This window comes from Kribbella sp. CA-245084 (assembly GCF_050942355.1).
Lineage (GTDB): Bacteria > Actinomycetota > Actinomycetes > Propionibacteriales > Kribbellaceae > Kribbella.
Genome location: NZ_CP192053.1, coordinates 569,088 through 583,148, shown reverse-complemented (window position 1 = coordinate 583,148; position 14,061 = coordinate 569,088). Strand labels below are relative to the sequence as shown.

Annotated in this window: 12 protein-coding genes; 7 read left to right on the top strand and 5 right to left on the bottom strand. The window is 66.8% G+C overall.

What is annotated here, in order from left to right; genetic code table 11:
* Window positions 1-60 precede the first annotated feature (60 nt).
* The 3 genes from ACQPYH_RS03035 to ACQPYH_RS03025 all read left to right on the top strand — a co-directional run bounded on the left by ACQPYH_RS03035 (window position 61) and on the right by ACQPYH_RS03025 (window position 5,813).
* The gene (locus ACQPYH_RS03035) at window positions 61-405 is read left to right on the top strand and encodes a DUF485 domain-containing protein (RefSeq protein WP_396403095.1); all 345 of its coding nucleotides are present in this window, start codon (window positions 61-63) and stop codon (window positions 403-405) included.
* A 29-nt stretch (window positions 406-434) separates the two neighbouring features.
* Window positions 435-2,051: a solute symporter family protein gene (locus tag ACQPYH_RS03030; RefSeq protein ID WP_432894322.1), complete on the top strand. Its 1,617-nt coding sequence runs from the start codon at window positions 435-437 to the stop codon at window positions 2,049-2,051.
* A gap of 183 nt (window positions 2,052-2,234) precedes the next feature.
* Window positions 2,235-5,813, top strand: a complete 3,579-nt coding sequence (locus tag ACQPYH_RS03025; protein ID WP_432886171.1) for a discoidin domain-containing protein — start codon at window positions 2,235-2,237, stop codon at window positions 5,811-5,813.
* Between the two features lie 390 nt (window positions 5,814-6,203).
* Here the strand turns inward: ACQPYH_RS03025 and ACQPYH_RS03020 are convergent, their stop codons facing one another.
* From ACQPYH_RS03020 to ACQPYH_RS03010, 3 genes are all read right to left on the bottom strand, one after another.
* Window positions 6,204-6,623, bottom strand: a complete 420-nt coding sequence (locus ACQPYH_RS03020; RefSeq protein WP_432886168.1) for a MarR family winged helix-turn-helix transcriptional regulator — start codon at window positions 6,621-6,623, stop codon at window positions 6,204-6,206.
* Between the two features lie 53 nt (window positions 6,624-6,676).
* Window positions 6,677-8,518: an asparagine synthase (glutamine-hydrolyzing) gene (gene asnB, locus ACQPYH_RS03015; RefSeq protein WP_432886165.1), complete on the bottom strand. Its 1,842-nt coding sequence runs from the start codon at window positions 8,516-8,518 to the stop codon at window positions 6,677-6,679.
* A gap of 129 nt (window positions 8,519-8,647) precedes the next feature.
* Window positions 8,648-9,088 (bottom strand): hypothetical protein, encoded by a 441-nt coding sequence (locus ACQPYH_RS03010; RefSeq protein ID WP_432886162.1) that lies wholly within the window; start codon window positions 9,086-9,088, stop codon window positions 8,648-8,650.
* Between the two features lie 50 nt (window positions 9,089-9,138).
* On the opposite strand from ACQPYH_RS03010, the gene ACQPYH_RS03005 reads away from it, so the two are divergent.
* A complete protein-coding gene (locus tag ACQPYH_RS03005; RefSeq protein WP_432886159.1) occupies window positions 9,139-9,666 on the top strand; it encodes a hypothetical protein in 528 nt (175 codons plus the stop codon).
* 27 nt (window positions 9,667-9,693) lie between these two features.
* Here ACQPYH_RS03005 and acs read toward each other — a convergent pair whose 3' ends face one another.
* Window positions 9,694-11,628: an acetate--CoA ligase gene (acs, locus tag ACQPYH_RS03000; RefSeq protein ID WP_432894320.1), complete on the bottom strand. Its 1,935-nt coding sequence runs from the start codon at window positions 11,626-11,628 to the stop codon at window positions 9,694-9,696.
* Between the two features lie 253 nt (window positions 11,629-11,881).
* Here acs and ACQPYH_RS02995 point away from each other — a divergent pair, with 253 nt between their 5' ends.
* Window positions 11,882-12,031, top strand: coding sequence for a hypothetical protein (locus tag ACQPYH_RS02995; RefSeq protein WP_432886156.1), 150 nt, complete (start codon window positions 11,882-11,884; stop codon window positions 12,029-12,031).
* 2 nt (window positions 12,032-12,033) lie between these two features.
* On the opposite strand, the gene ACQPYH_RS02990 is transcribed toward ACQPYH_RS02995, so the two are convergent.
* Window positions 12,034-12,477 (bottom strand): MarR family winged helix-turn-helix transcriptional regulator, encoded by a 444-nt coding sequence (locus ACQPYH_RS02990; protein WP_350853007.1) that lies wholly within the window; start codon window positions 12,475-12,477, stop codon window positions 12,034-12,036.
* A 193-nt stretch (window positions 12,478-12,670) separates the two neighbouring features.
* Here ACQPYH_RS02990 and ACQPYH_RS02985 point away from each other — a divergent pair, with 193 nt between their 5' ends.
* On the top strand, window positions 12,671-13,345 hold the full coding sequence (locus ACQPYH_RS02985; protein WP_432886152.1) for a sugar isomerase domain-containing protein: 675 nt from the start codon (window positions 12,671-12,673) through the stop codon (window positions 13,343-13,345).
* The gene (locus tag ACQPYH_RS02980; protein ID WP_432886149.1) at window positions 13,345-13,896 is read left to right on the top strand and encodes an AAA family ATPase; all 552 of its coding nucleotides are present in this window, start codon (window positions 13,345-13,347) and stop codon (window positions 13,894-13,896) included. Before ACQPYH_RS02985 ends, ACQPYH_RS02980 begins: the two co-directional genes overlap by 1 nt.
* Window positions 13,897-14,061 lie beyond the last annotated feature (165 nt).

Here is a 14,061-nt window from a genome sequence, read left to right as displayed (position 1 = left end):
ACAAAACGGAGACTTGCGGCTAACGTGCATCTGTTCGTGTCGCGGGCAAAAGGGGATCTGATGGACGACCAGGCGGTGCGTGAGCGGGATGCCCGCGCATACGAGGCTGTGCACGAGGCGGCCGATTTCACCGAGCTGAAACGGCGCTACCGGAACTTCGTGGTGCCGTGGACCATCGCCTTCATGGCCTGGTACCTGGCCTACGTCGCCTGCAACAACTGGGCCCGCGGCTTCATGAGCCACCGGATCGGCGACAGCCACATCAATGTCGCGCTGATCTTCGGCCTGCTGCAGTTCGTGTCGACGTTCGTGATCGCGGCGCTGTACGGCCGGTTCGCCAACCGCAAGCTCGATCCGCTGGCCCACGGCCTGAACGCCAAGTACAAGAGGGAGCGCCGCCGGTGAACTCGCTTCTCATCCCCCTGGCCATTCCGATGGCAGCAGAGCCGGGTAACCGGGCGCTGACGATCTCGCTGTTCAGCGCGGTCGTTGCCGTGACGCTGTACATCACCTGGTGGGCGTCCCGGCAGAACAAGACCGCGGCCGACTACTACGCCGGCGGCCGCTCGTTCACCGGCCCGCAGAACGGTCTGGCCGTCGCGGGCGACTACATGTCCGCGGCGTCCTTCCTCGGCATCTCCGGCCAGATCGCCCTCTACGGGTACGACGGCTTCCTGTACTCGATCGGGTTCTTGGTCGCCTGGCTGGTCGCGCTCCTGCTGGTCGCAGAACTGCTGCGGAACTCGGGCCGCTTCACGATGGCCGACCAGCTCGCGTTCCGGATGAAGCAGCGGCCGGTTCGTACGGCGGCCGCCACCTCGACGATCGTGGTGTCGATCTTCTACCTGCTGGCCCAGATGGTCGGCGCCGGCTCGCTGGTCGGGCTGCTGCTCGGCGTGAAGAGCGAGGGCCTGAAGGCGGCCGTGATCGTCCTGGTCGGCGCGCTGATGATCATCTACGTGACGATCGGCGGTATGAAGGGCACCACCTGGGTGCAAATCGTGAAGGCCGTCCTGCTGATGGCCGGCACGGTCGTGATCACGTTCCTCGTACTGCTGAAATTCCACTTCAACATCTCGGACCTGCTCGGCTCGGCGGCGGCGAAGTCCGGCCACGGCGAGTCGTTCCTGCAGCCCGGTCTGCTGTACGGCAAGGACCTCACCGGCCAGATCGACTTCCTGTCCCTCGGCCTCGCTCTGGTCCTCGGTACGGCGGGTCTGCCGCACATCCTGATCCGCTTCTACACCGTGCCGGACTCGCGCGCTGCCCGGCGCTCGGTGCAGTGGGCGATCGGCCTGATCGGCGTGTTCTACCTGATGACGCTGGCCCTCGGGTTCGGCGCTGCGGCGCTGCTCGACACCGGCAAGGGTTCGGCGGTGGCCGAGTCCAAGGGCAACGTCGCGTCGCCGCTGCTGGCGGAGTCCGTCGGCGGTGGGGCCGGTTCGATCGGCGGGGCGATCCTGCTGGCGTTGATCGCGGCGGTCGCGTTCGCGACGATCCTCGCGGTGGTCGCCGGGCTCACGCTGACCTCGGCGTCGTCGTTCGCGCACGACCTCTACGCGAACGTGATCGCGAAGGAGAAGCCCTCCGAGAAGTCCGAGCTGCGGGTGGCGCGGTTCGCGGCGATCGGGATCGGTGCGGTGTCGATCGCGCTGGCGATCCCGGCGCAGAAGCTGAACATCGCGTTCCTGGTCGCGCTGGCGTTCGCGGTCGCGGCCTCGGCGAACCTGCCGGCGCTGCTGTTCAACCTGTTCTGGAAGCGGTTCAACACCGCGGGCGCGACCTGGAGCATCTACGGCGGTCTGATCTCCGCGGTCGTCCTGGTGGTGTTCTCGCCGGTGGTGTCGGGCAAGCCGACGTCGATGATCACCAGCACCGACTTCCACTGGTTCCCGCTGTCGAACCCGGGCATCGTGTCGATCCCGCTCGGCTTCCTGTTCGGCATTCTCGGCACGTACCTCGGCCGGGACAAGTCCAGCGAGGAGCGCTACAAGGAGCTCTCGGTCCGCGCGCTCACCGGCGCCGGCGCGGAGGGTCCCGCCAAGCACTGACGCTGTTCCTCGAAGGCCCGGCTCGCTGCGTGCGAGCCGGGCCTTCGTCGTTCCTGAACCGTTGACGCCTGCGTGATGGTGCCGTAACAATGAGCCATCGCCGCGCAAGAAATGAGCAAGTCAGCGAAAGTTTTGAACTCCTGCGCGGCAGCTCTTCCCTGACCCGCCCACCAGGAGAGGCCCATGCGTATTCCGAGATGGCGGTTTCTGACCGCCTTGCTGGCTGCGAGTCTCGCAGCGGCACCCCTCGTCCGGCCGGCGCCCGCCGCCCAGGCCGCCGTACTCGCCGGAACCAATCTCGCCGCCGGCAAAGCGGCCTCGGCCAGTAGCAGCACCCAGACCTACGTCGCGTCGAACGTGACCGACGGCAATCAGAGCAGCTACTGGGAGAGCGCCAACAACGCGTTCCCGCAGTGGGTTCAGGTCGACCTCGGGTCGTCCGTCGCGACCAACCAGGTCGTGCTCAAGCTGCCGACCGCGAGCTGGGGTGCCCGCGACGAGACCCTCGCGGTCCAGGGCAGCGTCGACGGGCAGAACTTCACCGACCTGTCCGCCTCTGCGGCGCGCACGTTCAGCCCGCCCAGCAACACCGTGACGGTCGACTTCGGCACGGCGACCACGCGGTACGTCCGGATCCGGATCACCGCGAACACCGGGTGGCCGGCCGGGCAACTGTCCGAGCTCGAGGTCTACGGGCCAGCGACCGGTGACACCCAGGCTCCCACCGCCCCGGGCGGCCTGGCCTTCACCGAGCCCGGCGCCGGCCAGATCCGCCTCACCTGGAACGCCTCGACCGACAACGTCGGTGTCACCGGGTACGACGTCTACGCGAACGGTCAGCTCCGCACCAGCGTGGCCGGCAACGTGCTCACGTACACCGACAACCAGCCGGCCAACGCGTCGGTGTCGTACTTCGTTCGCGCAAAGGATGCTGCTGGCAACCAATCGGCGAACAGCAACACGGTCACGCGGAACGGCAGCGGCGGTCCGGGCAGCAACCTTGCGCTGCACAAGCCGATCACCGCGTCCGGGTACACGTTCACCTACGTGCCGGCGAACGCGAACGACGACGACGTGACGACGTACTGGGAGGGCAACGCCAACCCGGCGACGCTGACCACGCAGCTCGGCGCGAACGCGGACCTCAGCTCGATCGTGGTCCGGCTCAACCCGGACGCGGCGTGGGGTCCTCGCACTCAGACGTTCTCGATCCTGGGCCGCGAGCAGAGCTCGTCATCCTTCACCACGATCGTTGCCTCGGCGTCGTATGCCTTCAACCCGTCGAGCGGCAACAGCGTCACGATCCCGGTCACGGCGCGGGTCGCCGACGTACGGCTGAACTTCACCGGGAACACCGGCGCACCGGCGGGACAGGTCGCCGAGCTGCAGGTGCTCGGCGTACCGGCACCGAACCCGGACCTCACCTTGTCGGGCGTCAGCTGGACGCCGACGTCGCCGGTTGAGACGGACGCGATCACGGTCCGCGCGACGGTGAACAACGGCGGTACGGCGGGCTCCGCGGCGACCGACGTGAACTTCTACCTCGGCGCGACCAAGGTCGGTACGGCGGCGGTCGGCGCCCTCGCGGCCGGGGCGTCGACGACGGTCAGCGCGTCGATCGGAACGCGCGACGCGGGGTCGTACTCGTTGAGCGCCAAGGTCGACGAGGCCAACACGGTGATCGAGCAGAACGACGGGAACAACACCGCGGCCGCTTCCGGGCCGCTCGTGGTGACGCCGGTTGCGAGTTCCGACCTGGTCGCGGCCGCTGTGAACTGGACGCCGGGGAACCCGTCGGCGGGCAACTCGGTCGCCTTCTCGGTGTCGTTGAAGAACCAAGGCAGTGTCGCCTCTGCGTCTGGTGCGCATGGGATCACGCTGACGGTGCTGAACGGGTCGTCTGTGGTCACGACGCTGACCGGTTCGTACAACGGTGCGATCGCGGCCGGTGCAACCACTTCTGCTGTTGCTCTGGGCAACTGGACGGCGGCGAACGGGCGTTACACCGTGCGCGTGGTGATTGCAGACGACGCCAACGAACTGCCTGTGAAGCGGACGAACAACACGAGTGAGCGGCCGCTGTTCGTCGGTCGTGGTGCGAACATGCCGTACGACCACCTCGAGGCCGAGGACGCTTCAGTCGGCGGTGGCGCGGCCGTCATCGGCCCGAACCGGACGATCGGCGACCTGGCCGGCGAGGCGTCCGGTCGGCGTGCGGTGACGCTCAACTCGAACGGTTCGTACGTCGAGTTCACCACGCGAGCGTCGACGAACACGCTTGTCACGCGGTTCTCGATGCCGGACTCCTCCGGCGGCGGCGGCCAGAGCTCGTCGATCAGCGTGTACATCAACGGCAGCTTCGCGAAGACGTTGCCACTGACATCGAAGTACGCCTGGTTGTACGGCGCGGAGGCGTCGCCGAACAACTCGCCCGGATCGGGGCCGGCCCGGCACATCTACGACGAAGCCAATCTGATGCTCGACCAAACGTATCCGGCCGGGACCAAGATCCGGCTGCAGAAGGATCCGTCGAACGGTTCGACGTACTCGATCGACTTCATCGACACCGAGGCTGCTACGGCTATTGCGAATCCGGGCGCCGGGTATGTGACGCCGGCCGGGTTCACCCAGCAGGACGTGCAGAGTGCGCTCGACCGGGTGCGGCAGGACACCACGCTGCAGGGTGTGTACCTGCCGGCGGGTGAGTACCAGACGTCGTCGAAGTTCAACGTCTACGGCCGTGCGATTCGGGTCGTCGGGGCGGGGCCGTGGTTCACGCGGTTCGTGGCGCCGCAGAACCAGTCGAACACCGACGTCGGGTTCGATTCGCAGTCGTCGGCGAACGGGTCGACGTTCAGCGGATTCTCGTACTTCGGGAACTACGACAGCCGCAACGACGGCCCCGGGAAGGTGTTCAACTTCGCGGGTACGTCGAACATGACGATCGACAACATCTGGGTCGAGCATCAGATGTGCATGTACTGGGGCGCGAACACCGACAACTCGGTGATCAAGAACTCGCGGATCCGGGACACGTTCGCCGACGGCATCAACATGACGAACGGATCGGCCGGGAACACCGTCAGCAACAACGACGCCCGGTCGACCGGAGACGACAGTTTCGCGCTCTTCAACGCCACCGACAACGGCGGCGGGGAGGTCCGAGACAACGTCTTCGAGAACCTGTCCGCGTCACTGACATGGCGTGCGGCCGGCTTCGCGGTGTACGGCGGGACCAACAACATCTTCCGGAATCTGTACGCGGCGGACATGCTCACGTACCCCGGGATCACGATCAGTTCGCTCGACTTCGGCATTCCGATGAACGGCTTCGGCGCGACGCCGCCGACCGTGTTCGAGAATGCTTCGGTGGTGCGCTCCGGCGGACATTTCTGGGGAAATCAAGCCTTCCCCGGAGTGTGGATCTTCTCGGCGTCGAAGGTCTTCCAAGGCATTCGCGTCAATGACCTGGACGTCGTCGATCCGACGTACAGCGGAATCATGTTCCAGACCAACTACGTCGGCGGCCAACCACAGTTCCCGGTCGCCGACACCATCTTCACCAACACCACAATCACCGGAGCCCGAAAGTCCGGCGACGCCTTCGACTCCAAGTCCGGCTTCGGCATCTGGGCCAACGAACTCCCAGAACCAGGCCAAGGCCCAGCAGTAGGCTCCGCCACCTTCAACAACCTAACCCTCACCAACAACACCACCGACATCCAAAACACAACCACCACCTTCACCATCAACCGCCACTAACAACCGGAAGCCGCCGGAGACTCGTCCCCTCCGGCGGCTCCCTTGTGCGCGGACCGCGCTCGCCCACCGTCCGGTAGGCTGCCCGGCCAACTTCCAAGGGATTCTTCTATCCCGAGGCACCACCACCATAAGCCCTTGTTTTGCGGGCGTCTGGGGCATTCTCCAATCTGCCCCAGGTTGCCCCGAGATGCCCCGGCGTCACGCCGGACAACCGCTCTGTCCACGTGTGAAGCTCACCCCTGGCCGAAAGCGCGAGACCCGGCTCGTCCACCGTCCGGTGAGCTGCCGGGTCCACTTCAAGGGACTATTCTCTCCGCGAGCAATTACTACCTTAGCGGCTGCCGACGGGTTCGGCAGCCGTTTTCTGTTATCTGCCCCGGGATGCCCTGGTTATAGGTCTTTGGTTATTCGGGAGAGGGCTTGGCCGGCTTTTAGGACGAGGGCTCGATCGGTGTCGTCCAGGCGGTTGAGCAGGCTGGAGAGTTCGTCGGCGGCTTGTTGGCCGGAGGCTTGGACTGTGGCGGCGCCGGCGTCGGTGAGGACTACGGCGGTTGCGCGGCCGTCGACCGGGTCCGGCTCGCGGCGTACCAGGCCTGCTTGTTCCAGGGCGGCGACCGTTGTGGTCGCGGTGGGTTGGGAGCAGGGGACCCGGGTGGCGATCTCGCCGATCCGGATCGGTTGCTCGTCGGCGATCAGCATCAGCGCCAGGAATTGCGTCGGGTGCATGACCGCGGTGGTCCTGCTCCGGCGCAGGTGCCTGACGATCCGGTGCATGCTCACGAGGAGTAGCAGAGTCTCCGCCGCCGCCATGTCGATCACCTCCGAGGGGAAGCGCCATCCTGGCACAGCCAGCCAAACAACTCCTACAGCGAAACCTTGATGTCCGGGTGATACAGGTCAATCCAGGTCGCCAGCGACAGTGTCTGCTCCAACTGGCGCCGCCCCACGGCTTCCGCGGACCGCGCCGCCTGATCGACGGTCTCCCGGTCCACCAGCTCGAACACCGGGTGACGATCCGCCACCAGCTCGCGGACCTGGCCCGCCAGCGCCTCGATGTACGCCGGGTCCTGCGTCTGCGGGTACGGCGACTTGCGCCGGTCCACCACCGACTGCGGGAGTACGTCGCTGGTCGCCGCCCGCAGCAGGCTCTTCTCGTGCCCGTCGAACGTCTTCATCGACCACGGAGTGTTGTATACGTATTCAACCAACCGGTGATCGCAGAACGGGACCCGCACCTCGAGCCCGACCGCCATGCTCATCCGGTCCTTCCGATCGAGCAGGATCCGCACCATCCGGGTGAGGTGCAGGTAGCAGACCTTCCGCATCGCCCACTCGTCGTCGGACTCCCCTTCGAGCCGCTCGACCTCGCCCACCGCCTCGGCGTACCGGTCCCGCAGGTGCCCGCCGAGATCGAGCTGCTTCAGCACGTCCTTGCGCAGTACGTGGACCTGACCGCTCTCCCGCCGCGACAACGCATAGGCGATCCACGGGAACATCGGCCGGTTCCGCACCTCGGGGTCGTGGAACCACAGGTACCCGCCGAACACCTCGTCCGCCGACTCGCCCGACAGCGCGACCGTCGACTGCTCCCGGATCGCAGCGAACAGCAGGTACAGCGAGTTGAAGATGTCCCCGCCGAGCGGCGCGTCGTTCGCCCGGACCACCTTCCGGCGGATCTCCGGATCGGTCAGTACGGCGTTGTCGAGCACGATGTCCGAGTGCTGCGAGTGCACCAGATCCGCGACGTCATGCACGTACGGCGTGTCCGGCGTACCGCGGAGCTCTGTCGGCTGGAAGTTCTCCTCCTGCCCGACGAAGTCGACCGCGAAGCTGCGGACCTTCTTCCCCTCCTCTGCGAGCTGACCGGCCGCGAGCGCCGTGATCGCGCTGGAGTCGAGCCCGCCGGACAACAGCACACACCGCGGTACGTCGGCCACGAGCTGCCGCCGCGTGATGTCGTCGAGCAGCTCGCGGATGTGCGCGACCGAGGTGTCCTGGTCGTCGATGTGCTGCCGGGTCTCCAAGCGCCAGTACGTACTGCGGTGGATGCCGGCGCGGTCGACCGTGATCACCGTGCCCGGCTCGACCTCGAACATCCCCGCCCACAGCGACTTGCCGGGCGTCTTCGACACCGTGAGCAGCTCGCGCAGGCCCTCGGCCTCGACGACGGCCGGTACGGCGGGATTGGCCAGGATCGCCTTCGGCTCGGAACCGAACAGCAGCCCGTCCGCGGTCGGGTAGTAGAAGAACGGTTTGATACCCATCCGGTCGCGGACCATCACCAGGGTCTCGGTCCGCGGGTCCCAGATGGCGAGCGCGTACATCCCGTTCAGCCGCTCGGCGAACGCAGTACCCCACTCGACGTACGCACGAAGAACGGCCTCGGTGTCGGAGTCGGTCGTGAACGCGTGCCCACGGCGGCGGAGCTCGTCGCGCAGCTCGGTGTAGTTGTAGACCTCACCGCTGTAGACCATCCCGAGTGTGACCGTGCGCCCGTCGTGGGCGACCTCGGTGGTCATCGGCTGCTCGCCGCCGGGGAGGTCGATGACCGCGAGTCTGCGGTGCCCGAGCGCGACGTGCCGCGAGTACCAGGTGCCTCTCGCATCCGGCCCGCGGCACGACATCGTCTCGGTCATCGCGTCGACGACCTCCCGCTCCGCGCCGAGATCCTGCCGGTACGCCACCCACCCGGTGATGCCACACATACGGTCGCTCCTCTCCCTCGCGAGATGCATTCCATTCCAATGTATTTCTCGCAATGAGTGACACAAGCGATCGTTTCCGTGACCAACCTCTCAGCGCCAGCGACGGCCGCCGCGCCTAAGCTGGCCGGTTCAGAGGTGTACTGCGAGAACGCCGAGCGCGAAGGCTGATCCGGCCAGGGCGAGCATCGTAGTTGCGAGGATGATGAGCCGCCGTTGAAGTGCCGGGAGCTCGGCCGCGGTCGCGAACACGCGCTGCGGCCAGTGGCGCCAGGAGACGTACCAGAAGATCCCGCTGGCAATCAGCAGCAGCAGACCCTTCACCGCGTGGATCCACCAGTCGTGGTGGTCGATCAGAAGCATCGCGATCCCGGTGACCGCGATCGCGCCGATCAGCCCGACCACCTTCCACCGGTTGCCCGAGGCAATCACTGCGGTGAGCTGCTCGCGCCCGTCGTTGTCTGTTCCGAAGTACCGCTTCAGCTTCGGCTGCACCACGAACAACGAGTACGCCATACCGCCGACCCACGCCGCAGCCAACCCCGCGTGAATGATCGCAAGCACCGCCGTCATGCCCCGAAAATAAGCCCCACCCGGGTCCACGCCTGTGAAAGAGTCACGCGGTGGACGAGATCCAGGTGTTTCATCGAAGCGGGCAGTGGTGTCCTGGGCGGCGGATCGGGGATGTTGTCGCGTACGACGTGAAGATCCTGCCCGAGTACCAGGTGGCGGGGCGGCCGACGGTCGATCGGTGTTTCCTCCTGCTCGGCGAGGGTGTCCAACTGACCAAGCCCGCGGTTTTCGAGGATCAGATCGAAGGCTGGTGGTACGTCGACGTCGTCGAAATCGAACCGACCGACGCCGGCCTGATCGTGCACGACACGTACGTCGACTTCCTGATCCCACCCGCGGTGGACCGCTACCAGATCCTCGACCTGGACGAGCTGGGCGACGCCCTCCGCGAGGGCAGACTCACCGCATCCCAATGCGCCACCGCCCTCACCAAAACCCAGCAATTCATCCACCACTACCTCCGCCGCCCCGAAGAAGGCCCCAACGGCCCCCAACACCACTTCCCGCCGCCCACCGTCACCACCCTCGAGGCCCTCCCAAGCTTCTTCGAAGAACCCAAGACAACGGGCCCCCGATAGAACCGAGGGCCCGTCGAATACCAACGCTTATTCTTCGTCGGATTTGCCGGCGGCGAGGTTGGTTTTGATGAGGTCCATGACGGTGGAGTCGGCGAGGGTGGTGACGTCGCCTACCTCGCGGTTTTCGGCTACGTCGCGGAGGAGGCGGCGCATGATCTTGCCGGAGCGGGTCTTGGGGAGTTCGGAGACGACCATGATCTGGCGGGGCTTGGCGATCGGGCCGATTTCCTTGGCTACGTGGTTGCGCAACTCCTGGACCACGTCCGGGCCGCCGTCACCAGCTTCGGAGCGGAGGATGACGAAGGCGGCGATCGCCTGACCGGTGGTCGGGTCGGAGGCACCGACGACGGCGGCCTCGGCCACCTTCGGGTGCGAGACCAGGGCGGACTCGATCTCGGTCGTGGACAAGCGGTGACCCGACACGTTCATCACGTCGTCGACGCGGCCGAGGAGCCACAGGTCGCCGTCCTCGTCCTTCTTCGCGCCGTCGCCGGCGAAGTACATGCCCGGCCAGCGGGACCAGTACGTGTCGATGAAGCGCTGGTCGTCGCCCCACAGCGTCCGCAGCATCGCCGGCCACGGCTTGGTGATCACGAGGTACCCGCCGGACCCGTCAGGCACCGAGTTGCCGGCGTCGTCCACCACGTCGACCGACACGCCCGGGATCGCCCTCATGGCGGCGCCCGGCTTGCCGGCGGTCACGCCCGGCAGCGGCGAGATCATGTGCATACCGGTCTCGGTCTGCCACCACGTGTCGACGACCGGCGCCTTGTTCCCGCCGATGTTCTCGCGGTACCAGATGTACGCCTCGGGGTTGATCGGCTCGCCGACCGACCCGATCACCCGCAGCGTCGACAGGTCGAACTTCGCCGGGATGTCCGCGCCCCACTTCATGAAGGTGCGGATCGCGGTCGGAGCGCAGTACAGGATCGACACCTTGTACTTCTGCACGATCTCCCACCAGCGGCCCTGGTGCGGGGTGTCCGGGGTGCCTTCGTACAGCACGGAGGTGGTCGCGTTCGCGAGTGCGCCGTACACGATGTAGCTGTGGCCGGTGACCCAGCCGATGTCGGCGGCGGTCCAGTACACGTCGGTGTCCGGCTTGAGGTCGAATACACCCCACTGCGTGTACGACGTGCCGACCAGGTAGCCGCCCGTCGTGTGCAGGATGCCCTTCGGCTTGCCCGTGCTGCCGGAGGTGTACATCACGTACAGCGGGTGCTCGGCGTCGAAGGCCTCGGGCGTGTGGTCCGCGGACTGCTTTGCGACGAAGTCCTCCCACCACAGGTCGCGGTCCTCGACCATCGCGGTCTCCTGGCCGGTGCGCTTCACCACAAGCACGTTGCGCACGTCCGGGCAATCGACCAGCGCGGCGTCGACCGCGGGCTTCAGCGCCGCCGGCGCGCCCCGGCGGTACCCGCCGTCCGACGTGATCACGATGCGAGCGTCGCAGTCCAGGATCCGGTCCTTCAGCGCCTCGGAGGAGAAGCCGCCGAAGATGACCGTGTGCGGCGCGCCGATCCGGGCGCAGGCGAGCATCGCGACCACGGTCTCGGGGATCATCGGCATGTAGATCGCGACGATCTCGCCGGCCTGGACGTTCAGCTCGAGCAGCGCGTTGGCTGCCTTGCTGACCTCGTCCTTGAGCTGCGCATAGGTGATCTCGCGGGTGTCACCGGGCTCGCCCTCGAAGTAGTACGCGACCTTGTCGCCGAGACCGTTCTCGACGTGGCGGTCGACGCAGTTGTACGCCGCGTTCAGCTTGCCGTCGGCGTACCACTTGGCGAACGGCGGGTTGCTCCAGTCCAGCGTCTCCGTCGGCTCGGTGGCCCAGGTGATGCGCTTGGCCTGCTCGGCCCAGAACCCCTCCAGGTCGGCCGCGGCCCGCTCGTACGCGTCGGCCTTGAGGTTCGCGTTCGCGGCGAGCTCGGCGGGCGGCTCGAAGCGGCGCTCCTCGTGCATCAGGTTCGACAGCGCCTCGGACTGGGCCTCGGGCTGGGGTGACTCTGCATTCGTCACGTCGACGACTCCTCATCGCTGGCTTCGGCGCGCCGGCGCGCCCGGCTACCTTTCTACCAACGCTGACTCTGCCACGGAACCGGGGTATCGCCGAGTCGTTTCGAATCTGCGCCGAACAGGACCAATTCCGGGCCCGGCGGAGCAGAAATTCGGCGTACGGCGGAACCATTGCGGCCGACCGCGCATCGGACCTGACGTGAACGCGATGCAGACCGACTCCCAGCCGACCCCCTTGACCGAGGAACGCCGGAAGATCTCGCGGGCCGCGCGCCGGCGGGTCCACGCTCGCGAACTGCGCGTACGCCGTACTCAGCGGGCGGCTCGCGCCCAGCTGCCGGACATGTAGTCCTACAGGTCCTGGTGATAGCCCAGGAGCTTGGTGAGGATCGTGGTCAGCCGGGCACGATCGGTGGCCGAGAGCGGCGCGAAGATCTCCTCCTGCGCCTTGCCGACCAGGTTCGTGAGCCGCTTGTACTGGCGCTTGCCGGCCGTGGTGATCGTGATGATGTTGCGCCGGGCATCGGCCGGGTCCGGGCTGCGTTCGACGTACCCCTCGCCCTCCAGCTCGTTGAGCGCGGCAACTACGTCGCTGCGGTCGATGCAGCTGCGCCGCCCGAGCTCTGCCTGACTGGCCGGACCGAACTCCACCAGGGTCGCAAGCAGCCGGAAGTGGTACGCCCGCGCACCCCCGGCAGCGAACGACTCGGTGACGATCCGGTGCGCCTGGGCCGCACTCTGGGTCAGCAGCCAGCTCGGCAACTGAGTCAGGGCGGTCGGAGTCTGCTCGTCCACCCGGGCAGTCTAAGCGGAGACAGGGCCGTCGTCCGTGACCTCAGCGTTGGCCGCACCTACGATTCGCCCGCGGCCCGTCGTTGCGGTGAGCAAGATTCCGGTCCTCCGCCGACGGGTGATGCTGCGGTCGCCGGAAATAGTGGTCTAGTCGGGTTGCTCGCGGGCTGGTACGCGGGGGCGATAGGTTCGGGGTATGGCTGGGGCTGAGGAGTACTTCGGTAAGGCGTTGGCGATCGCGCACCAGGCGGCCGAGACGCAACTCGGGGCGATCCGGGTGGCGGCGGGGCTGGTCGCGGAGGCGCTCGCCGGCGGGAAGCGGTTCTGGGCATTCGGGACGGGGCACAGTCACGCGCTGGCCGAGGAGCTGTACGGGCGCGCCGGCGGGCTGGCCGACGTACGGGCGATTCTCGAACCGGGACTGATGCTGCACGAGGGGTTGCAGAAGAGCTCGCTGCTTGAGCGGCTGCCTGGGCTGGCCGAGGTTCTGCTGGAGATCAATCAGGTGGAGTCCGGCGATGTCGTACTCATCGCCTCGAACTCAGGGCGGAACGCCGTACCGGTCGAGTTCGCTCTCGGTGCACGGCAGCGGGGTGCGCAGGTGATCGCGCTGACGTCTCTTGCGCACACGACCTCCACGACCTCGCGGGCGCCGGGCGGTCAGCGGCTGTTCGAGACCGCGGATGTGGTGATCGACAACTGCGGCGTACCTGGGGACGCGCTGATCGAGGTCCCGGGGTCGCCGGAACTCACCGGCGCGACGTCGACGATGGTGGGAGCGATGCTCGTGCAGGCGCTGACCGTCGAGGTCGTTGCGCGCCTGGCGGAGCGCGGCGAAACCCCGAACGTCCTCCGCAGTCAGAACGTGTGATGAGGCAATTCCTGCTGCAGATGTCCGGCCTTCCGGGATCCGGGAAATCCACGATCGCCCGCCAGGTCGGCTCGCGGTACGGCGCGATCGTCGTGGATCTCGATGTCATCCGGAGTGCCGTGCTCGACGGTGGCGTATCCGTTGAGGCGAGCGGCCGGGTTGCGTATCCGGTCATGTATTCGCTGGCCCGAAGTGTGTTGGACCAGGGTTTGAGCGTGGTGATCGACAGCCCGTGCGGGTACGACGAGATTCTTGAGACGGGGCGGGCGATTGCTGATGAGCGGGAGGTCGCTTACAAGTACGTCGAATCCCACACGGACGACCTCACGCTGATCGATGATCGGCTGAGAACCCGCGTCCCGCTCCGAAGCCAACGCCGAGCCATCAACCTGCATGTCGTAGACGCAGGCGACACAGACACCGACGGCGAACAGCTATTCCAAACCTGGCTCCAACGAACAAAACGCCCAACCAACGACTACCTACGGGTCGACGCCGCAAAGCCAATAGACCTAATCCTGACCGAGGTCGAGACCTACCTCGAGCTCTAGCCCCCGCGAGAGGACTCCGCCGCGTGCTCCGCAGCCGCCTCTCGTCGCGTTGCTCCTCGGCGCGGCTGTTCCGCGCGCAACCCGCCCACCCCCCGGCTACCGCCGGTGCATCCCTTCCGGCTATCGCCGGGAATCTGCGGCTGCCGCCGCGGTCTCCGGCTGCCG